The organism is Evansella clarkii (assembly GCF_002019695.1).
In the GTDB taxonomy this organism is placed as follows: domain Bacteria; phylum Bacillota; class Bacilli; order Bacillales; family Salisediminibacteriaceae; genus Evansella; species Evansella clarkii.
The window spans coordinates 1,148,368-1,166,642 of the sequence record NZ_KV917376.1 but is presented as its reverse complement, the minus strand read 5'-3'; the positions used below and the strand labels follow the sequence as shown (position 1 = coordinate 1,166,642).

Genomic DNA, 18,275 nt, shown 5'->3' with positions numbered 1-18,275 from the left:
AAATGTTTCATTTCTTAGCGACATGTAATATCATAACATTATATTTAAATAGATACAATAGTTTTTTCGAAAAAATTTTTCTGAAAAAGTTATTAAAAGATATTCAGGTGAATGAATTTATATATAGACTTTGTATAAAAAAGGCGAACGTTTTTACGATTGCAGTGTAAGACGGCGACTGTCTCTTCCTCTGCTCCTGCGGTTACTCGTCGCAAAAGAGACCTGCTCCTGCGGTTACTCGTCGCAAAAGAGACCTGCTCCTGCGGTTACTCGTCGCAAAAAGAGTTCTGCTCCTGCGGCTCGATGCATTTGCGGTGAAGAAGATGCTCGTTCCGACGGGAAAAGCACGAGCTTAAAATCCATTTTGACGGCGTTCAGCCGTAAAAAATATGTTGAAGCCGGGCCCGCAGAACGAGTCCGTCTGAAGCGTAAATCGAACAACAAAGTAACCTTTTAAGATAATCTTCGTATTAAAGTTGAAAATCTTGAATTATGAAATTGATTCAGGGAACAGAGCGAATGAAAATATGCTCCGTCCCCTGATTTTTGTAACCTATCCAAATACGCCTCTGACAAGGTTTGTCTGGTTCCTGTCAGGACCTACAGAAAAGACAGTTAATGGAATACCAGTGAGCTGAGACACTCGCTCTACATAGTATAAAGCGTTTCGCGGCAAGTCGTGAAGAGATTTAACACCGGTAATATCTTCTTCCCATCCTGGAAGTTCTTCATACACAGGTTCACACTCGGCGAGAACTTTCAGGCTTGCTGGGAATTCCTCAATAATCTCGCCACGGTATTTATAAGCCACACAAATTTTCAGTGTCTTAATCCCGGTCAGGACATCAATTGAATTAAGGGAGAGGTCTGTAATACCGCTCACCCGGCGTGCGTGGCGCACTACGACACTGTCAAACCACCCGACACGCCTTGGACGCCCGGTTGTCGTCCCATACTCATTCCCTGTTTCCCTTATTTGATCGCCAATTTCATCCTTGAGCTCTGTTGGGAATGGCCCATCCCCTACTCTCGTTGTATACGCTTTAGAAACACCGACCACATGGTTGATTTTAGACGGGCCAACACCAGAACCAATAGTTACTCCCCCAGCAATAGGGTTAGAAGATGTCACAAATGGATATGTACCCTGGTCAATATCCAGCATTACTCCTTGTGCCCCTTCAAATAACACTCTTTTCCCATCGTCAAGTGCATCGTTAAGAACAACAGACGTATCAGCCACGTATTTTGCAATCTGCTGGCCGTACTCAAAATACTCATCGAGGATATCTTCTTTTTTAAACCCTTCCACTTCATAAACTTTTTCAAAGAGGCGGTTTTTATCCTGAAGGTTATAGTCCAGTTTTTCTTCAAATGCTTCTTTATCCAGGAGGTCGGCAATTCTGATTCCTACTCTCGCCGCTTTATCCATATACGCCGGGCCAATCCCTTTACGTGTAGTTCCGATTTTGTTGGCACCCTTGCTGTCCTCTTCAACAGCATCCAGCTTTAGATGGTAAGGGAGTATAACATGCGCTCTGTTACTGATACGGAGGTTGCTTGTATCAATTCCAAGATCATGGAGATATTTCAGTTCTTCCACAAGTGCTTTCGGATCGATAACCATTCCATTACCGATAACACAAATTTTATCACTATAAAAAATTCCTGACGGTATTAAATGCAGCTTGTATTTTTTGTCATTAAAAACGATAGTATGTCCTGCATTATTACCGCCTTGGTATCTTGCTACTAATTCAGCCTGCTCAGACAGAAAATCAGTGATTTTTCCTTTTCCTTCGTCTCCCCACTGTGTTCCAACCACTACAACGGATGGCATAGGTGAGCACCTCCAGTTATAATTAATAATTTATTTTAGTATTTGTATTAACCCGCTAAACATGAAAACCACAGTTAGTTTATCAATAAAAAATGCTCAAGTCAATAAAACACGAACATTAAATTGATATTTACCATATTTCGTTCGTGGATGTTATCCCGCTATACTTGTCAGAAAAACAAAAAAAAGAAGCCTGTCTAACTCAGGCTCCTGGCGGCATATCCTGTTCGTCAAACCGCCGTTCCAGGTTAACGAACTTATTGTATTCTTTTACAAAAGCTAACTCTACCGTTCCAACAGGACCATTACGCTGTTTAGCAATAATAATTTCGATAATATCCTTTTTCTCACTTTCTCTGTCGTAATAGTCATCCCGGTAAAGGAAGGCGACGATATCGGCGTCCTGCTCAATACTTCCTGACTCACGAATGTCGGACATCATTGGACGTTTATCCTGTCGTGACTCTACTCCACGGGAGAGCTGGGATAAGGCAATTACCGGCACTTCCAGTTCCCTCGCGAGTCCTTTTAAAGAACGTGAAATCTCTGAAACTTCCTGCTGACGCCCTTCACTGCTTCTGGCATCCCCCTGAATAAGCTGGAGATAGTCTATCATAATCATTCCCAGACCACGCTCTTGTTTAAGCCGGCGGCACTTTGCCCGAATCTCATTAACTTTCACACCAGGCGTATCATCAATATATATACCAGCTTTGGAGAGAGAACCCATAGCCATTGTGAGCTTCTCCCAGTCCTCGTCCTCCAGCTTTCCTGTTCTCAGTCTCTGGGCATCTATATTTCCTTCAGCGCAAAGCATACGCATAACCAGCTGATCTGCACCCATCTCAAGACTGAAGATAGCGACATTCTCATCTGTTTTTGTCGCGACGTTTTGCGATATATTCAGTGCAAACGCCGTTTTACCTACAGAAGGCCTTGCCGCAACAATAATAAGGTCGTTCCGCTGAAATCCTGCTGTAATTCTGTCCAGTTCATTGAAACCGGTTGGTATCCCTGTAATCTCCCCTGCACTGTTTTGCAGCATTTCTATCCTATCAAAGGCTTCAACTAAAACATCCTTGATCGGTATAAACGCACCTGAGTTTTTTTTCTGTGAAACTTCTAAAATAGTTTTTTCTGCATCATTCAGTATAGCATCTACATCTTCATCTGCTGCATAACCGTCAGTAGCTATGTTTGTCGCGACTCGTATAAGCCTGCGAAGGAGAGACTTCTCCTCAACGATCTGACTGTAATAGCCTACATTTGCTGCTGTTGGAACTGCATTTGCCAAGTCACTTAAATAAGAAACCCCGCCCACTTCTTCCAGCCACTTCTTTGTCTGCAGCTCTGATGTCACTGTCACCAGGTCTACCGGCTCGCCTCTTTGGGATAACGTCAGCATCACTGTGAAGATTCGCTGATGGGCGGCCCGGTAAAAATCCTCCGGAGCAAGGCGTTCTGAAGCAGTGACAAGAGCCTGGTCATCAATAAATATTGCTCCGATCACCGCCTGCTCTGCCTCGATATTCTGCGGTGGAGTACGATCAGCAAATAAATCACTCATGATCCTCTTTCCCTCTTTTCCTTGCAAAATAAAAATGAATATAATTTTCTAAGAATATGTCCAGCTTCAGCAACGTACGCCTCGAGGATGCTTTGAGTTGTCTCGACGCATTAGCCTCCAGTGCTTGCGCTTTTCTTAATTACTCTTCTGTTACGTGCACTTTTAAAGTTCCTGTTACATTTGGATGCAGTTTTACATTTACGTTTGTATATCCCAGACTGCGGATTGGTTCGTCCATTTCAATCTTCCGCTTGTCGATCTTTATTTTCATCTTTTTCAGTCGTTCTGCAATTTGCTTATTAGTAATTGCGCCAAAGAGTCTGCCATTATCACCGGCTTTAGCTTTCATTTCAATAGTAAGCTTTTCAAGTTCCTCTTTTAACTTTTCAGCTTCTTCCTGTTCACGTTCAGCTTTTTTCTGTTCACTTTCCTGCTTTTTTTCAAGTGTCTTCATATTGCCCTGGTTTGCTTCAATAGCAAGGTTGTTTTTAAACAGAAAATTTCTCGCATACCCTTCAGAAACGTTCTTTACATCGCCTTTTTTCCCCTGGCCTTTCACATCTTTTAAAAGGATTACTTTCATGACGACTGATCCCCCTTAAAATAATTATCTATTTTATCTTTCAATAAATCTTCGGCTTCTTCAATAGTAATATCATCCAGCTGCGTTGCTGCATTGGTAAGATGCCCTCCGCCGCCCATCATTTCCATTATAACCTGTACATTTACTTCGCCAAGCGACCTGGCACTTATACTGATTCTTCCGTCATTCAGCCTTGAGACGACGAAAGAAGCTACTATATTATTCATTGTCAGGAGTGTATCGGCAGCCTGGGCGATAAGAACCTGGTTATAAGACTCTTCTTCATTCCCTTTTGCAATAGCCATTCCTCCGGTATATATGGAGGCTCTCTCAACAAGCTTTGACCTTTTAACATACTGGTCAAGATCTTCTTTCATTAATTTCTGGACAAGAGTAGTGTCCGCACCTTTGCTCTTCAGATAGGAAGCTGCATCAAAAGTTCTTGAACCGGTTCGAATAGCAAAGCTCTTTGTATCAATAATTATTCCGGAAAGTAAGGCGGTTGCTTCCAGTACTCCAAGCTTTGGTGGGACTGGCTGATATTCAAGCAATTCGGTTACCAGTTCGGCAGTCGAAGAGGCATATGGCTCCATATAAACAAGGACAGCGTCCTGAATGAAGTCTTCTCCCCTTCTGTGATGGTCAATGACTATTACTCTCTCTATATCCTCTAAAAGATTTGGCTCTATAACAAGCGACGGTTTATGCGTGTCTACAACGACAAGCAGCGTATCTTCAGTCGCTTCTTCAAGTGCTTCCTCAGGTGATATAAAATGAGCCCAGAGATCTTCATGATTCTCAATCTCTTCAAGAAGTTTACTGACACTCTGGTTAATTTCATCCCGGTCGAGGACCACATAGCCTTCCTTCCCGTTTGCCTGAGCAATTTTAAGCATCCCTATCGCTGATCCTATAGAGTCCATATCAGGGTTTTTATGGCCCATTACCATAACCTTATCACTTTCAGAGATAAAATCTCTCACGGCGTGGGAGATTACTCTTGCTCTGACACGGGTTCGTTTTTCCACAGCATTTGATTTTCCTCCGTAAAAACGAACTTTACCATTAATTTGTTTAATGGCAACCTGATCTCCACCGCGCCCCAGCGCAAGGTCCAGACTGGACTGGGCAAGACTCCCCAGCTCCCGTAAGGTGGTTTCGCCGCTTCCAATACCAATACTTAAAGTCAATGACACGCTTTCTTTACCGGTTTCTTCCCTCACTGTATCAAGGATTGTAAACCGGTCTTCTTCAAGCTGCTGTAAGGCTGCTTCATTAAAAACGGCAATAAAACGGTCTGAAGCCGTTCTCCGAAGCAGGATATCATGCTCTTTTGACCAGCGGTTTAATGTATCAGTTACATTAGTTAAAAGTTTACTTCTCAGCTGGTCATCCATCCCCTGAGTTACCTCATCATAATTATCAAGGTAAATTAAACCAATGACTGTCCTGTCCCGCTCAAACAAACTCTTTATTTCCTGCTCTTTTGTTACATTAAAAAAGTAGAGGAGACGTTCATTCGGTTCATGCACAACCCGGTATGTTTTATCCTTTATTGAAAATAAAAACTGATTACCGGATTCATCCAGCTTTTCTGATAAAGTGTCTCCAAGAAAATCCAGGGGTTCCCCAACACAATCCTTTTCCTGCAGACCGGTAATATATGGGTTAGCCCATTGTATCTGCCCTTCTTCATTATAAAGGACGATGCCTATAGGAAGGTTGGTTACCGCTTCCTCCCCCGCCTTATTAACCCTGTAGCTGAGGGTGGAGATATAGGAGGATAAATCTTCCTCAAAATGGGATTTTGCCCGTATCATAAAATAGAAGACTACGGCTAAGCTGAAAAAGCCTAAAAGACCAATCTGCCATTGGTAATAAGTTAATATTCCGGTGAATAGCACAGCCACGCTTAACAAAGCTATAACATGATAGCCATGCCATCTTTTTAAAAGGAAATTAGGCATTTTTCACAACTCCTACTTCTGTGAGTTCATACGCTTTCTTAAATCAAACCCTAGGTCAATTATACCTAAAATGCGTACCACCGTAAGCAACAATGGTAACAGAAAGCTTATTATCATAATTATAATTGGAAAAGCAACACTTCTCCCCTTTTTATGGAAAAAGAAGAAAATAAAAGCGAATCCCTGGATGATCATTACCGCTTCCAGGAGAGGCATTAAGTTCGCTGTTGCAATAAACAGAGCTGTGCCTTCTTCCGGATCTGTAAAAATTAAAATAAAAGTTAACAAATAGTACCAGATAAACGACTTAGGAAAGCTCCATTCTCTGAACGGCGGAAATCTTTCAGTGATATAGCCGCTTTTTTTCCTCATCCATAATGATGATATCCACTGGACTATAAAAGCGTATCCTGCCCCGAACATAACAAACATTACAGGGGCTATATATCCCAGGTGGGTAATAAACTGGTATGCGGCTTCAAACGCTTCTTCATTTTGCGGTCCCATAAAACCAAGCATGTCTTCAGAAGCAGCCACAGATTCCCTAAGTACGTTTTGTATCTCACCCACTGGGTTAATGCCTAAAAGTACTATAGATCCAATATAATTAATTAAAATCGCAGCTATAAAAGCAAGAGAGCCCCCAAGCAGCGCTCCAAACGCATGCTTTTTTCTTCTAAGCAGCTCCCCTGTAACAATTCCTCCTGCAGCTGTACTGAGAATAAGCGGGAGTGCAAATGGCCCGGTTATGATAAAAAGAACAGCAAGGGAAAAAAGCGCTAAAAAGATGGCTGTCCTGAGACCATGTCTATTGGTGAATAGTAAAAAAGGAACCGGCAGTAAAAGTAATGTAAATGTGCCCAGCACCGGCACAAGCAAGGTAATCAAAATAAAAAGCAAATATACTCCTAATGAGATTGCTCCTTCTTTTATAAGCTGGGAGCGTTCCATAGATGTTCCCTCGTTTCCTGTTTGGTCAAATTAATGTTTCGCTCACTATTGTAGCATGATAGTAATTGAAAGAACAAAAACTTCTAAGAGTGTTTACTGTAATATATGTCTGTCCGGAGAATTTTAAAGTGAATAAAAGAAACACAGCAGGTCCGTCACTGCTGTGCTTCTTTTAATTACTATATTATTCACTCACGTAAGGAAGCAATGCTACCGTACGTGCACGCTTAATTGCGCGAGTTAACTGACGCTGATACTTAGCGGAAGTACCAGTTACACGGCGAGGAAGAATTTTTCCACGTTCAGAAATAAACTTCTTCAGTAAGTCAGTGTCCTTGTAGTCAATTTTTTCGATCTTGTTTACTGTAAAGTAACATACCTTACGGCGTTTTGGACGACCACGACGTGCCATAGGAACCCCTCCTTCTTATTCATTTTTTATATTAAAACATTAATTTTTTTAAAATGGCAGATCATCATCGTTAATGTCGATTGGTTTGCCATCATTGGCAAACGGATCGTCATTACTGTTTCCTGATGAACCGCCTTGCTGGCCAAATCCTTGTCCAGATCCCTGGTTTGGAGTATTTTGATAACCGCTGCCGCCTTGACCCTGGTCATAAGAACCATACTGCTCACGGTTTCCGCCGCCAGATCCAGATGCTCCACGTGGCTCCAGGAACTGCACGCTTTCTGCTACAACTTCTGTCATAAATACACGGCGACCTTCGTTATTATCAAAGCTTCGTGTCTGAATGCGGCCATCAACACCTGCCAAACTTCCTTTTTTCAGGTAGTTTGCCACGTTTTCAGCCTGCTTTCTCCAAATCACACAGTTTATGAAATCGGCTTCCCGGTTTCCCTGCTGATTGGAAAAAGGACGGTTAACAGCCAAAGTGAAAGTTGCAACAGCAATGCCATTAGCAGTATACCGTAATTCTGGATCCTTCGTTAAGCGGCCGACTAAAACAACTCGGTTAATCATCCGAACTCCTCCCCGGAATTAAAAATAATACTTATTTATGATCTATTCGTCATCACGAACAACTAAAGTACGAATAACGTTGTCGTTGATTTTGATCAGACGGTTGAATTCGTCAATAGCTTCAGATGGAGCGTTTACGTGTAAAAGCACGTAGTAGCCTTCTTTGAAGTCATCGATTTCGTAAGCTAAACGACGCTTACCTTTTTCCTCAACGTTTTCGACTTCTGCGCCATTGTCCGCTAATACCTTGTTAAAACGTTCAACAACTTCTTTTGTTGCAGATTCTTCAAGATTTGGACGTACAATGTACATGATTTCATACTTGCGCATGTCTCGTCACCTCCTTTTGGTCTAAGGCCCTTATTCGCAGATAAGAGCAAGGAGCAAATAAAAATACAGTTATTGCTCGCAATTGTCAATTATAGCAGAAGCTTATCGTTTATACAAGTTTCTTTTATTATTTATTTAGTGTTTACTACATTGGACCTTTTCAAAAAGATTCTATTAACTCTTCTTTAAATAAGCCGTTTTAACCTGCACCAGGTAATCAGTTAAAAGTAAAATAAGCGGAGATTATCCGGTTCTCTGCAGACTGGAGGTGTTGTTAGGAAGAAATAAGAGGAAGTTTTGAGTTACTTTGTTGTTCGATTTACGCTTCAGACGGACGCTTTCTGCGGGCACGGCTTCAACTAATTTTTGCCGGCTGAACGCCGTCAAAAATGGATTTGCAGCTTCTCCATGCTTTTCCCGCAAGAACGAGCATCTCCTTCACCGCAAATGCGTCGAGTTGTCTAGACTGATATTCTACGGAGCTAAGCTCGCAAAACTCTTTTTGCGACGAGTAACCGCAGGAGCAGAGGAAGAGACAGTCACCGCCGTCTTACGCTGCAATCGAAAAGTAATGTCCGTTAATTCTCTCATTTAAAGCCTATATATGAAATCCATTCAATTAAATGGAGTTTTTCCGTCTATTTATTAAATCGACTGAATAATTTGTCCCAACCGATGAGTGCTTACTTTGAAATGTTACGAAAAGCTCCCCGGTCAATCTGAAAAAAACTTCCAACCCAAAAAGAGACAGACAGGATTGCCCCTGCCTGTCTCTTTTGACTTGTTTAATTTACACGTTAAAACGGAAGTGAATAACGTCGCCGTCTTTTACTACATAATCTTTTCCTTCAAGACGTACTTTACCATTTTCTTTTGCAACAGCCATGGATCCCGCTGAAACCAGATCATCATAGGATACTACTTCAGCACGGATAAACCCACGTTCAAAGTCTGTATGGATTACTCCTGCAGCCTGAGGAGCTTTAGTCCCCTGGCGGATTGTCCAGGCACGAACTTCCTGTTTGCCTGCAGTGAAGTAAGTTTCCAGTCCAAGAAGATTATAAGCAGCTTTAATAAGCTTGTCGAGACCTGATTCTTCGATTCCCAGATCATTAAGAAACTCTTCTTTTTCATCGCCTTCAAGCTCTGCTATTTCTTCTTCAATTTTTGCGCAGACTACAATTACTTCGGAATTTTCTGCTGCAGCAAATTCTCTTACCTTTTGTACATAAGGATTGGAGTCCGCGTCAAGCAGCTCTTCCTCACTGACATTTGCTGCATACAGCACAGGTTTCATAGTCAGTAAATGAAGTCCTTTAGCAATTTTCTCCTGTTCCTTCGTAAGTTCCACACTTCGGGCCGGTTTCTCATCTTCAAAGGCTCCCCTTAATTTTGAAAGCACTTCAAATTCAATCATTGACTCTTTATCTTTTTGTTTAGCCTGTTTTTCAACTTTACCAATTCGTTTTTCAACGGTTTCCAAATCAGCAAGTATAAGCTCAAGGTTTATTACTTCAATATCCCTGATTGGGTCAACGCTGCCGGAAACGTGAGTAATATTGTCATCATTAAAACAACGAACGACATGAGAGATTGCATCTACTTGCCTGATATGGGACAGGAACTTATTTCCCAGCCCTTCCCCTTTACTGGCTCCCTCAACGATACCAGCAATGTCAGTGAATTCAAACGCAGTTGGCACTGTTTTTTCAGGTTCTACTAATTCCGTAAGTTTGTCCAGACGATGATCCGGCACTTCTACAATACCTACGTTTGGGTCGATTGTACAAAACGGATAGTTGGCAGACTCTGCCCCTGCCTGTGTAATTGCATTAAATAACGTTGACTTGCCTACGTTAGGCAGACCGACGATTCCAGTTGTTAATGCCATAATTCATACTCCTTTATATTAAGCTGTTTAATTTCTCTCTATGAACAAAATAAACGGCAATTTAATTTATTTATTTATCTTAAATGAATCTATTTCATATTAATGTGGTAAATTTCAGTGATGTTACCGCATCCTTACCAATTATAGAGATACTTAATAAAAAAAACAAGGCTTCCTCCGGGCACTGGGAGCTTTTTTGCTCCCGGTGCTTTAAAGGAATCCTTGAGTTAGGAATCTTTTAATCTGTTATCTGTGTTTCAGGCCTTTTCTATACTAACCCGGCAGTCATATAAGATACTCCCTTGCCCCATATCCGATTCTCCATGCGGGGTAAGGACATTCACACTGCCTCCGAACCTCTTTCCTCTTCCTTCGTCTATATTAAGTGTCGAGCTGTGAAGGCCAGGCTGTATTTTCACTTTGCCTGTTATTTCTCCTCGTTCGTTCCAGACTCTGACATTATCATCATTCTTCAAATCTATGTTTTCGGCAATGTCACTGGAAACCTCAATTACATTATAGTCTCTAGCATTAATGTGTAAATAATGCTGTGAGTGGTTCGAGCGCAAAGGATGTAGAGAAAGCAGCAAATACGGATATTTCTCAGCTAGTTCCTTATCTGTATCTCCTGCTTCAGAAGGGTGCAGCAGCTGGACAGCTCCTTCTTCTTTCATAGATTCCGCTCTCTTTGAGTAGAATTCGTATTTACCTGTAGGTGTCTGGAACTTTAAGCTGCTCCATGGGATCTCCTTTACAGGAAGCTTTAAAAAACCTTGCTCTTTTAATTTTTCTACAGACCAGCCTTTTTTTCTTAAACTTTCTGTACCTATAGAAAGCCATTCACTTAAACTGTAGTTAAAATATTCTCCAAAACCCAGTTTTTCAGCAAGCTGTGTCCAGATCCACAAATCGGACTTAGCTTGTCCTGGCGGCTCCGAGAGCTTAGGGCCATAATTCGCATAGCTGTGGTACATGGAAGCATAGTAAATATCCTCTTCTTCAAAGACGGACGTGACTGGCAGAACATAATCTGCTTCCTCTGCGGTATCTGTCATATATTGATCCATTACCACTACGGTACCGGCTTTTTTAAACGCTTTCTCTGCAAGATTAGTGTTTGGGAGCTGTGTGAGGGGATTGCTTCTGCTCACCACGATCACTTCCACCGGCGGTTCTGTAGCTGTAAGAATTTTCTCCGCCTGATTCATTCGTGTAAAAGTTCTGATTTCCGCTTCTTTGCTGCGCAGAGCGAGCTCTGCTGTATTAAAGCTTTGGCCTGCAGCCAGATTGCCATAGTTTACCCCGCCGCCCGGAATCCCAATATTGCCGCTAATTGCCCCAAGAGCGTCAATCAGCCTTATGGTATTCCCTCCGTTTTTATACCTTTGCATGCCTAGCCCTGCGTATGTTGTAACTGGACGCTCAGTATATATCTCAGCCAGTCTGTTTATTTCTTCAATGCTTACCCCTGTAGTTCTCTGAATGAATTCAAGACTTACACTATCCAGTTCTTTTTTCAGTGTTTCAAAACCATAAGTTGCTTCTTTAATAAATGTATAATCTTCTCTGCCACTCTTTAAGACAGCTTTTATAATCCCTGCAGCCAGGAAACCATCGCTCCCGGGCCTGACAGAAACAAAGTGGTCAGCCATCTCTGCTGTCTGGTTTCTGTAAGGGTCTATAACAGTGAGTTTAATTCCTTTTTTCTTCGCTTTTTTCAAGTATCCAAGAAGATGCATATTTGTTCTGGCTACGTTTCTTCCCCAGACAACCACATGTCTGCTGTTCAGGATATCTTCCGGGGCATGTGCAAGGCTGTTTCCGAAATCTCTGACCTGTGCTTCAATGCCGGCTCCCCAGCATAAACTACCTTCTACCTTCGTCCAGCCTCCAAATGCTCTGAAAAACCGCTCATCAATATTTTTAAGTAATCCATTATTTGAATAATCATGGCTGTGTAAAACAGAAGTGGGACCAAACAGCTCTTTAGCATGATCCAGTTTACCTGCTATTTCCTGAAGAGCCTGTTCCCAGGTTATCTCTTCCCAGCTTTCATTTACCTTTTTTAAAGGAACAGTCAGCCGTTCCTGATGGTTTGTTCTCTCTGCCAGCATTCTTCCTCTGCCGCATATTTTCCCTTCTGTTACAGGGTGTTCTTTATTGCCTTCTACTTTGCTTACTTTTCCATCTACGACAGTTACTTTAAAACTGCAGGCATCCCAGCAGTTTAAGGGGCAGGCTGATATATGTTGAGTGATAATTTCCTTACCCATGATGTTCAATTACCCGTTTCATTTTTTTCGCGAATTCTTTTCTCGGGAGCATTACACTATGATCGCATCCAAGACACTTAATCCGGATGTCCATCCCCATACGGATTATTTTCCACCGGTTTTCCCCACAAGGATGAGGCTTTTTCATTTCTACTACATCATTTAACACATAAGCGCCCTCTCCCATGATCATACACTTCCCTTCTTCTTCAAAACCATATTTATGAAATTATACTACAGCACTGTACTAATGTGCTAACAAGAATTAATGGATTTTCTATCTTCTCCTTAACTAACCGGCTTATCCTCAAATCTGTGTGTAATCGGATAAAGTAAAATAGCTGCCAGTATATAGAGATTCAAGATGCCGTACAGCGGGTATAAAATTCCAATGAGTTTCGCAAATCCTATTGTTGTCAGGGGAATCATTAAAAGTAAAAGGAAAAAGGAAAGCTGCCAGAACGGTATTTTCACATACTCCGATATTCGGGTGCAAAGGCCAAGCAGACCTGATGCAGCAGTTGTGTAAATCGCCGCCCATAACAGCCCTGACATTACGAGCACCATGAAGTACGGGTAATGTTTCAAAATAGCAAACAAGGGAATCTCATAAAGCATCACCTCGTTAGCTACAGTCAGCAAAGACTCGTTATACAGAAATGATATAAATCCAAGGAGCAGGGCACTTCCCAGACTTGCAATCCATAATTCTCCTTTATGGTTAATTTTATGGCCAATTGCTGCAAGTACAGCTACTAAGGGGAGAATATTCAAGGCAGTAAATGTAAAGGCTGAAGGCCAGTTACTCTGCTTACCTGCGTCTACATGAAGCTGAAACCCCGAAGTCCATTGAAAAACAAATAAAGTGCCTAATAAAAATGTAATCAGGACCGGAATAATCATAGCATTCATGGAAGTCATCCCGTTTATCCCCCAGATAAACAGAATAACGAGTAACCCCGAGATAATTAATACACCATACCAGTACGGGATATGAAGGACTTCCAGAGTCGCACCACCACCTGCAATCATTATTACTGTGGTGGAGAATAAATAGAGAACAATCATCCCATCATAAAGGCCGGTTAACCTGGCACCCATAAATTCTCTTAAAACTGGTATGTAATGCTTCGTTTTTCGCTGTCTGCTCACATCCATAATGACATACGTGCAAATAAAGAAAAGAATAGAAAACAGAATGATAGCTAAAGTGCTTTCCGTACCAAAAAATTGCCATAATTCTCTCCCTGAAGCATATCCGGCACCTATCATCGTACCAATAATCAGAAACATCCACTTTAACCCTGCTAACAACATAGTTTTCCCCTCTTTTTCTTTTATTTGACGTATAGATTAATAATTTTATCCGTATACTGTTATTACTATTTATGAAATGAGGGTTGTATGATGTTTTATGGACAACTTTTTCCGCAAAAGAAAAATAACTCATTTCGTTTCCATATTGAAGAACCTTTAGCAATCAGCGATATGGCTAAGAAAATATATTCGTTTTTTCCTAAAGATCCTTCCAGGGAAATTGTTGTTGTTTGTATTGGCACGGACAGATCAACAGGTGATAGCCTTGGTCCCCTTGTAGGGACAAAATTGGAGGAAAGAAGGTTTAATTCCTTTACTGTCTATGGGACTCTGAAACAGCCTGTCCATGCAAAAAACCTGCAGGAAACTATTGATAAAATTGAAACACAGCATGTGAATCCTTTTATTATTGCTATTGATGCCTGTCTCGGCCGTTCTTCCAGTGTTGGGTATATGACTGTGGCTGATGGTCCTGTCCGGCCAGGTGCGGCCGTTCAGAAACAGCTTCCGAGCGTTGGCAATATGCATATTACCGGCATCGTAAACGTGAATGGCTTTATGGAAATTATGGTTCTCCAGAACACAAGGTTATCCTTCGTAATGGAAATGGCGGAAATTATTTCGAGAGCTCTTGCACGCAGTGCCCGCTGGCGGGACAGTACCCCTGGCTGGCTGACTACACTAATACAGCGGGAAAATTTCAGTTGACCTCTGCCAGTATTAATATATGTGAAACTGCGAGTAAACTGCCGGGTTTAGTCACTCCTTCAAGTAAATAAAAAAGTGTTCCCATTTATTTATATTTGGGAACACTTTTTATGAATGCTGTTAAAACCACAAACTAATTACTGTCACTCCAATAATTGTTATTAAAATGGCGGGAAGTAAATTAGCAATTCTTATTTTAGGAATTCCTAAAATGTTCAGCCCTATACCAATAATCATAATTCCCCCTACAGCAGTTATTTCACTAATAAACAAATCCAGAGACTCCTGCGGAACCCACTGAACAATTAATGTTGCTGACAATGCAATCGCCCCTTGGTATAGAACTACGGGAATAGCCGAAAACATCACTCCTATACCTAATGTAGCCGCAAACACAACCGCTGAAAAACCATCCATAACTGATTTAGTAAACAAGACAGAATGATCCTGCCTGAATCCGCTGTCCAGTGCTCCAATAATAGCCATTGCGCCTACTACATATAATAAAGTGGCTGCGACAAAACCTTCCGTAATTTTGCTGTCTCCGCTCTTGCTCATTTTACGCTCGATTAACTGGCCCAGTTCATTGAGCTTCCCTTCAATATTCCACCTTTCCCCAAGCAACGCGCCAATAGCAAGGCTTAAAATAACTAAAAGAAAATACTGCCCTTCCATCGCCATTGTGACTCCAAGCACGATTACTGCAAGCCCGATTGCCTTCATAATTGTATCTTTCATATCAGCTGGAAAGCGCCTCAGCTTCACTCCTATCCAGGCGCCTAAAACTATTGCTATACCATTTACTATGGTGCCAGTTAAGACCATTCCTCTTCTCCCCTAACCTAATAACCCTTCTTTTATTTCTCTTACTGCATTTATAAATATATCAATTTCATCTTCGGTGTTATAAAGCCCAAAGCTTACTCTGACTAACCCCGTCTCGCCTGTACGGCAATACTCATGGGCTAATGGAGAACAATGAAGACCCGCCCGGACAGCTATACCATAATGTTCATCAAGAATCATTGCCATCTCATGGACATCGATGCCCGGTATTCGAAAAGCAACTACTCCGAGCCGCTCTTCATCCTTGCCAGGACCGAAGAGTTCAGTTTCATTTATACCTTCTAATTTTCCAATACAATAGGCCGCCAGTTTCCTTTCATGCTCATAAATCATCTTTATACCTTTTTCTAAAACTTCATCTATTCCTTTTGACAGACCTGCAATCCCAGGAGTATTCAACGTGCCGCTCTCCCAGCCTGCCGGCCACTCCTCAGGCTGTTTCACCTCTTCGGAATGACTGCCTGTACCACCTGTGATTAGCGGCCTCAAGGAAGTGACTGAAGACTGTACAATCAAAACCCCTGTCCCCTGTGGACCCATCAGCCCTTTATGACCTGGAAAAGCCAGCATATCAATATGGCTCTTTTTCATATTAATTGGTAATACCCCAGCTGTCTGAGAAGCATCTACCAGAAAAAAGGCAGGATGGCCCTTTAGCACGTCTCCCCATTTTTCAATAGGCAGAATTGTTCCTGTAAGATTCGAACCGTGTGTAACTGCTACCAGTTTAGTTTTATTCGTCAATACAGAAGCCAGCTGCTCTGTTGAAAAGCGCCCATCTTCCTCCCCGGTCAGATATATAATTTTTACGCCTTTTTCCTCAGCTATTCTTTCCAGCGGCCGACGCACTGAGTTATGTTCATAACTCGTTGTGATTACCTCATCTCCATCGGAAAACTCCAGTCCCTGTATTGCCTGATTTAGAGCGGTTGTAGCATTTTGCGAAAACAATACTCGTTCGTGCCGGTCAGCATGAAACATATCAGCCAGTTGCTTTCTTGTTTTTTCTATGACTGCTGCAGCCTGCCTTGATAAAGCATGCCCGCCCCTTCCCGGGTTAGCTCCATAATTGCAAACAGCCTCAGCCATAGCTTTGGCAACTCCCTCAGGTTTTGGGAAACTGGAAGCAGCCTGGTCAAAATAAATCATTTTATATCACTTCCTGACTATGTCTTCCTTATAAATTTAGTTATGAGAAAAACGATGTTGTTAAAAAGGCGACCATCTTGTTGGATGGTCACCACCTGCTTAGTCTTCTTCCTTTTCCAAAAGCTCTAAAATTCTCTCCAGGTCTTCATCAGAGAAGAATTCTATTTCAATTTTCCCCTTCTTCTTACCTTTTTTTATCTGGACATTGGTGCCAAAAAAGTTTTTCAGGTTTGATTCTCTTTCACGAAGAAATGGAGAAAGGTTTTTCTTTTCTTTTGTTTCACGTGGAACATTATTGTTCATCTGCTGGACCAATTCTTCCAGCTGCCTTACACTCAGTCTCTCATTGATAACCTTTTGTATAAGAGACGTCAGCTTTTCTTTCTTCTTTAAACCTAGTAAAGCGCGCCCGTGTCCCATAGACAGCTTCCCGTCTCCGATAAACTCCTGTGCGATCTGGGGCAGCTGTAATAAGCGGACATGATTTGCTACATGCGGCCTGCTTTTTCCAAGTTTTTTAGCCAGTTCTTCCTGTGTCACCTGCAAGTGTTCCATTAATTTCTGATATGCTTTTGCTTCCTCAAGAGGATTTAAATCTTCCCGCTGTAAATTTTCTATTAGAGCAATCTCCATCATCTCATGTTCCGTTAATTCTCTTACAATAGCAGGAACCACTTTAAGTTTTGCCGCTTTAGCAGCCCTGAATCTTCTTTCTCCTGTAACAATTTCATATCCCTTTATACTTTTCCGTACGATAAGAGGCTGAAGTATCCCATGTTGTTCGATGGAAACTTTCAGTTCTTCGATAGCCTCCTGTTCGAAAACTTTTCTCGGCTGGTAAGGATTTGGCCTCATTTCAGATAATTTAATTTCCTGAACCTGGCCATCTTTGTCATTGGAAGCTTCCGGAAAAAGGGCACCGATGCCTTTCCCTAAACCTCTAGCCATGGCTTATCACTTCCTTTGCTAACTCAGAGTATACCTCAGCTCCACGGGACCTAGGATCATATGTAATGATCGGTTCACCATGGCTCGGCGCTTCACCGAGCCGGACATTTCGGGGAATAATTGTGTTAAATACCTTCTCCCGGAAGTACTTTTTCACTTCTTCTATAACCTGAATACCTAAATTCGTCCTGGCATCAAGCATAGTAAGTAATACACCTTCTATTTCCAATTCATGATTTAAATGTTTTTGCACGAGACGGACAGTATTCAATAATTGGCTCAAGCCTTCCAGGGCGTAGTATTCGCATTGTACAGGAATTAATACTGCATCTGAAGCTGTCAGAGAATTAATTGTCAGTAATCCAAGTGAAGGAGGGCAATCAATGACTATATAATCAAATTCATCTTTCACTTGTTCAATAGCCCTTTTCAGCCTCACTTCCCTGGAAATGGTAGGAACCAGTTCAATCTCTGCACCTGCCAGCTGTATAGTGGAAGGCAGTAAATATAAGTTTTCCACATTGGTCGGCAGGATAACGTTTTTTGCTTTTTCATCCTCTACAAGGACATTATAAATACAGAGGTCTACATCCCCTTTATCAATTCCGACTCCGCTTGTAGTGTTCCCCTGCGGATCAATATCAATGATAAGAGTTCTCTTTCCAATATCAGCGAGACACGCACTTAAATTTACAGCAGTTGTAGTTTTCCCCACTCCTCCCTTTTGATTTGCTATGGCGATAACTCTTCCCATTTTCTCACCTACCTGCTTTCTTGTATCTTCTATGTTTACTTTTAATCTGTTAAACTATTGGTTTTTTCATTATGTTTCTTTCCTGACTGAATATTCAGGACTGCTACTTATTTTACCATGAAAAAGTCAATCGGACCTGCAGGAAAAGCAATTTTTAACTAAATTG

At 41.7% G+C, this 18,275-nt stretch carries 19 protein-coding genes; 2 read left to right on the top strand and 17 right to left on the bottom strand.

Annotated features, from left to right (window positions below; translation table 11 throughout):
* Positions 1-130: 130 nt before the first annotated feature.
* Entirely contained in the window at positions 131-457 is a 327-nt protein-coding gene (locus BK582_RS27615) for a hypothetical protein (RefSeq protein ID WP_218190704.1), read from the top strand.
* A gap of 96 nt (positions 458-553) precedes the next feature.
* Here BK582_RS27615 and BK582_RS05515 read toward each other — a convergent pair whose 3' ends face one another.
* The 13 genes from BK582_RS05515 to BK582_RS05455 form a co-directional block, all read right to left on the bottom strand.
* Positions 554-1,840 (bottom strand): adenylosuccinate synthase, encoded by a 1,287-nt coding sequence (locus BK582_RS05515; RefSeq protein ID WP_078593351.1) that lies wholly within the window; start codon positions 1,838-1,840, stop codon positions 554-556.
* A 202-nt stretch (positions 1,841-2,042) separates the two neighbouring features.
* The gene (gene dnaB, locus BK582_RS05510) at positions 2,043-3,407 is read right to left on the bottom strand and encodes a replicative DNA helicase (protein ID WP_078593350.1); all 1,365 of its coding nucleotides are present in this window, start codon (positions 3,405-3,407) and stop codon (positions 2,043-2,045) included.
* 139 nt (positions 3,408-3,546) lie between these two features.
* Complete coding sequence (gene rplI / locus BK582_RS05505) at positions 3,547-3,990, bottom strand: 50S ribosomal protein L9 (RefSeq protein WP_078593349.1); 444 nt, start codon at positions 3,988-3,990, stop codon at positions 3,547-3,549.
* Complete coding sequence (locus BK582_RS05500) at positions 3,987-5,957, bottom strand: DHH family phosphoesterase (RefSeq protein ID WP_078593348.1); 1,971 nt, start codon at positions 5,955-5,957, stop codon at positions 3,987-3,989. The genes rplI and BK582_RS05500 overlap by 4 nt, the downstream gene beginning before the upstream one ends.
* A gap of 12 nt (positions 5,958-5,969) precedes the next feature.
* The gene (locus tag BK582_RS05495) at positions 5,970-6,908 is read right to left on the bottom strand and encodes a YybS family protein (protein ID WP_078593347.1); all 939 of its coding nucleotides are present in this window, start codon (positions 6,906-6,908) and stop codon (positions 5,970-5,972) included.
* Between the two features lie 184 nt (positions 6,909-7,092).
* Positions 7,093-7,320: a 30S ribosomal protein S18 gene (gene rpsR / locus BK582_RS05490; RefSeq protein WP_078593346.1), complete on the bottom strand. Its 228-nt coding sequence runs from the start codon at positions 7,318-7,320 to the stop codon at positions 7,093-7,095.
* A 48-nt stretch (positions 7,321-7,368) separates the two neighbouring features.
* Positions 7,369-7,893 (bottom strand): single-stranded DNA-binding protein, encoded by a 525-nt coding sequence (gene ssb, locus BK582_RS05485; protein WP_078593345.1) that lies wholly within the window; start codon positions 7,891-7,893, stop codon positions 7,369-7,371.
* Between the two features lie 42 nt (positions 7,894-7,935).
* A complete protein-coding gene (gene rpsF, locus BK582_RS05480) occupies positions 7,936-8,223 on the bottom strand; it encodes a 30S ribosomal protein S6 (protein ID WP_078593344.1) in 288 nt (95 codons plus the stop codon).
* 243 nt (positions 8,224-8,466) lie between these two features.
* The gene (locus BK582_RS05475) at positions 8,467-8,646 is read right to left on the bottom strand and encodes a hypothetical protein (protein WP_078593343.1); all 180 of its coding nucleotides are present in this window, start codon (positions 8,644-8,646) and stop codon (positions 8,467-8,469) included.
* A 367-nt stretch (positions 8,647-9,013) separates the two neighbouring features.
* Positions 9,014-10,114, bottom strand: a complete 1,101-nt coding sequence (ychF, locus tag BK582_RS05470) for a redox-regulated ATPase YchF (RefSeq protein ID WP_078593342.1) — start codon at positions 10,112-10,114, stop codon at positions 9,014-9,016.
* A 257-nt stretch (positions 10,115-10,371) separates the two neighbouring features.
* A complete protein-coding gene (locus BK582_RS05465) occupies positions 10,372-12,387 on the bottom strand; it encodes a molybdopterin-dependent oxidoreductase (protein WP_078593341.1) in 2,016 nt (671 codons plus the stop codon).
* Positions 12,380-12,574 (bottom strand): DUF951 domain-containing protein, encoded by a 195-nt coding sequence (locus tag BK582_RS05460; RefSeq protein WP_078597806.1) that lies wholly within the window; start codon positions 12,572-12,574, stop codon positions 12,380-12,382. The genes BK582_RS05465 and BK582_RS05460 overlap by 8 nt, the downstream gene beginning before the upstream one ends.
* A 101-nt stretch (positions 12,575-12,675) precedes the next feature.
* Positions 12,676-13,704 (bottom strand): YkvI family membrane protein, encoded by a 1,029-nt coding sequence (locus tag BK582_RS05455; RefSeq protein WP_078593340.1) that lies wholly within the window; start codon positions 13,702-13,704, stop codon positions 12,676-12,678.
* 87 nt (positions 13,705-13,791) lie between these two features.
* On the opposite strand from BK582_RS05455, the gene yyaC reads away from it, so the two are divergent.
* Positions 13,792-14,412 carry a spore protease YyaC gene (yyaC, locus tag BK582_RS05450; protein ID WP_414458010.1) on the top strand — a complete coding sequence of 207 codons (621 nt, stop codon included), beginning with the start codon at positions 13,792-13,794 and terminating at the stop codon, positions 14,410-14,412.
* Between the two features lie 120 nt (positions 14,413-14,532).
* On the opposite strand, the gene BK582_RS05445 is transcribed toward yyaC, so the two are convergent.
* From BK582_RS05445 to BK582_RS05430, 4 genes are all read right to left on the bottom strand, one after another.
* Positions 14,533-15,237, bottom strand: coding sequence for a DUF554 domain-containing protein (locus BK582_RS05445; protein WP_078593338.1), 705 nt, complete (start codon positions 15,235-15,237; stop codon positions 14,533-14,535).
* 12 nt (positions 15,238-15,249) lie between these two features.
* Positions 15,250-16,407, bottom strand: coding sequence for an aminotransferase class V-fold PLP-dependent enzyme (locus BK582_RS05440; protein ID WP_078593337.1), 1,158 nt, complete (start codon positions 16,405-16,407; stop codon positions 15,250-15,252).
* Positions 16,408-16,506: 99 nt separating this feature from the next.
* On the bottom strand, positions 16,507-17,355 hold the full coding sequence (locus BK582_RS05435; protein WP_078593336.1) for a ParB/RepB/Spo0J family partition protein: 849 nt from the start codon (positions 17,353-17,355) through the stop codon (positions 16,507-16,509).
* Positions 17,348-18,109 (bottom strand): ParA family protein, encoded by a 762-nt coding sequence (locus tag BK582_RS05430; RefSeq protein WP_078593335.1) that lies wholly within the window; start codon positions 18,107-18,109, stop codon positions 17,348-17,350. Before BK582_RS05430 ends, BK582_RS05435 begins: the two co-directional genes overlap by 8 nt.
* Between the last annotated feature and the right edge of the window lie 166 nt (positions 18,110-18,275).

What these genes read in the sequence shown, in the direction of transcription:
- BK582_RS05515 (WP_078593351.1), bottom strand. Translation starts at nt 1,840, where the DNA reads ATGCCATCCGTTGTAGTGGTTGGAACACAGTGGGGAGACGAAGGAAAA.
- dnaB (WP_078593350.1), bottom strand. Translation starts at nt 3,407, where the DNA reads ATGAGTGATTTATTTGCTGATCGTACTCCACCGCAGAATATCGAGGCA.
- rplI (WP_078593349.1), bottom strand. Translation starts at nt 3,990, where the DNA reads ATGAAAGTAATCCTTTTAAAAGATGTGAAAGGCCAGGGGAAAAAAGGC.
- BK582_RS05500 (WP_078593348.1), bottom strand. Translation starts at nt 5,957, where the DNA reads ATGCCTAATTTCCTTTTAAAAAGATGGCATGGCTATCATGTTATAGCT.
- BK582_RS05495 (WP_078593347.1), bottom strand. Translation starts at nt 6,908, where the DNA reads ATGGAACGCTCCCAGCTTATAAAAGAAGGAGCAATCTCATTAGGAGTA.
- rpsR (WP_078593346.1), bottom strand. Translation starts at nt 7,320, where the DNA reads ATGGCACGTCGTGGTCGTCCAAAACGCCGTAAGGTATGTTACTTTACA.
- ssb (WP_078593345.1), bottom strand. Translation starts at nt 7,893, where the DNA reads ATGATTAACCGAGTTGTTTTAGTCGGCCGCTTAACGAAGGATCCAGAA.
- rpsF (WP_078593344.1), bottom strand. Translation starts at nt 8,223, where the DNA reads ATGCGCAAGTATGAAATCATGTACATTGTACGTCCAAATCTTGAAGAA.
- ychF (WP_078593342.1), bottom strand. Translation starts at nt 10,114, where the DNA reads ATGGCATTAACAACTGGAATCGTCGGTCTGCCTAACGTAGGCAAGTCA.
- BK582_RS05465 (WP_078593341.1), bottom strand. Translation starts at nt 12,387, where the DNA reads ATGGGTAAGGAAATTATCACTCAACATATATCAGCCTGCCCCTTAAAC.
- BK582_RS05460 (WP_078597806.1), bottom strand. Translation starts at nt 12,574, where the DNA reads ATGGGAGAGGGCGCTTATGTGTTAAATGATGTAGTAGAAATGAAAAAG.
- BK582_RS05455 (WP_078593340.1), bottom strand. Translation starts at nt 13,704, where the DNA reads ATGTTGTTAGCAGGGTTAAAGTGGATGTTTCTGATTATTGGTACGATG.
- yyaC (WP_414458010.1), top strand. Translation starts at nt 13,792, where the DNA reads ATGATGTTTTATGGACAACTTTTTCCGCAAAAGAAAAATAACTCATTT.
- BK582_RS05445 (WP_078593338.1), bottom strand. Translation starts at nt 15,237, where the DNA reads ATGGTCTTAACTGGCACCATAGTAAATGGTATAGCAATAGTTTTAGGC.
- BK582_RS05440 (WP_078593337.1), bottom strand. Translation starts at nt 16,407, where the DNA reads ATGATTTATTTTGACCAGGCTGCTTCCAGTTTCCCAAAACCTGAGGGA.
- BK582_RS05435 (WP_078593336.1), bottom strand. Translation starts at nt 17,355, where the DNA reads ATGGCTAGAGGTTTAGGGAAAGGCATCGGTGCCCTTTTTCCGGAAGCT.
- BK582_RS05430 (WP_078593335.1), bottom strand. Translation starts at nt 18,109, where the DNA reads ATGGGAAGAGTTATCGCCATAGCAAATCAAAAGGGAGGAGTGGGGAAA.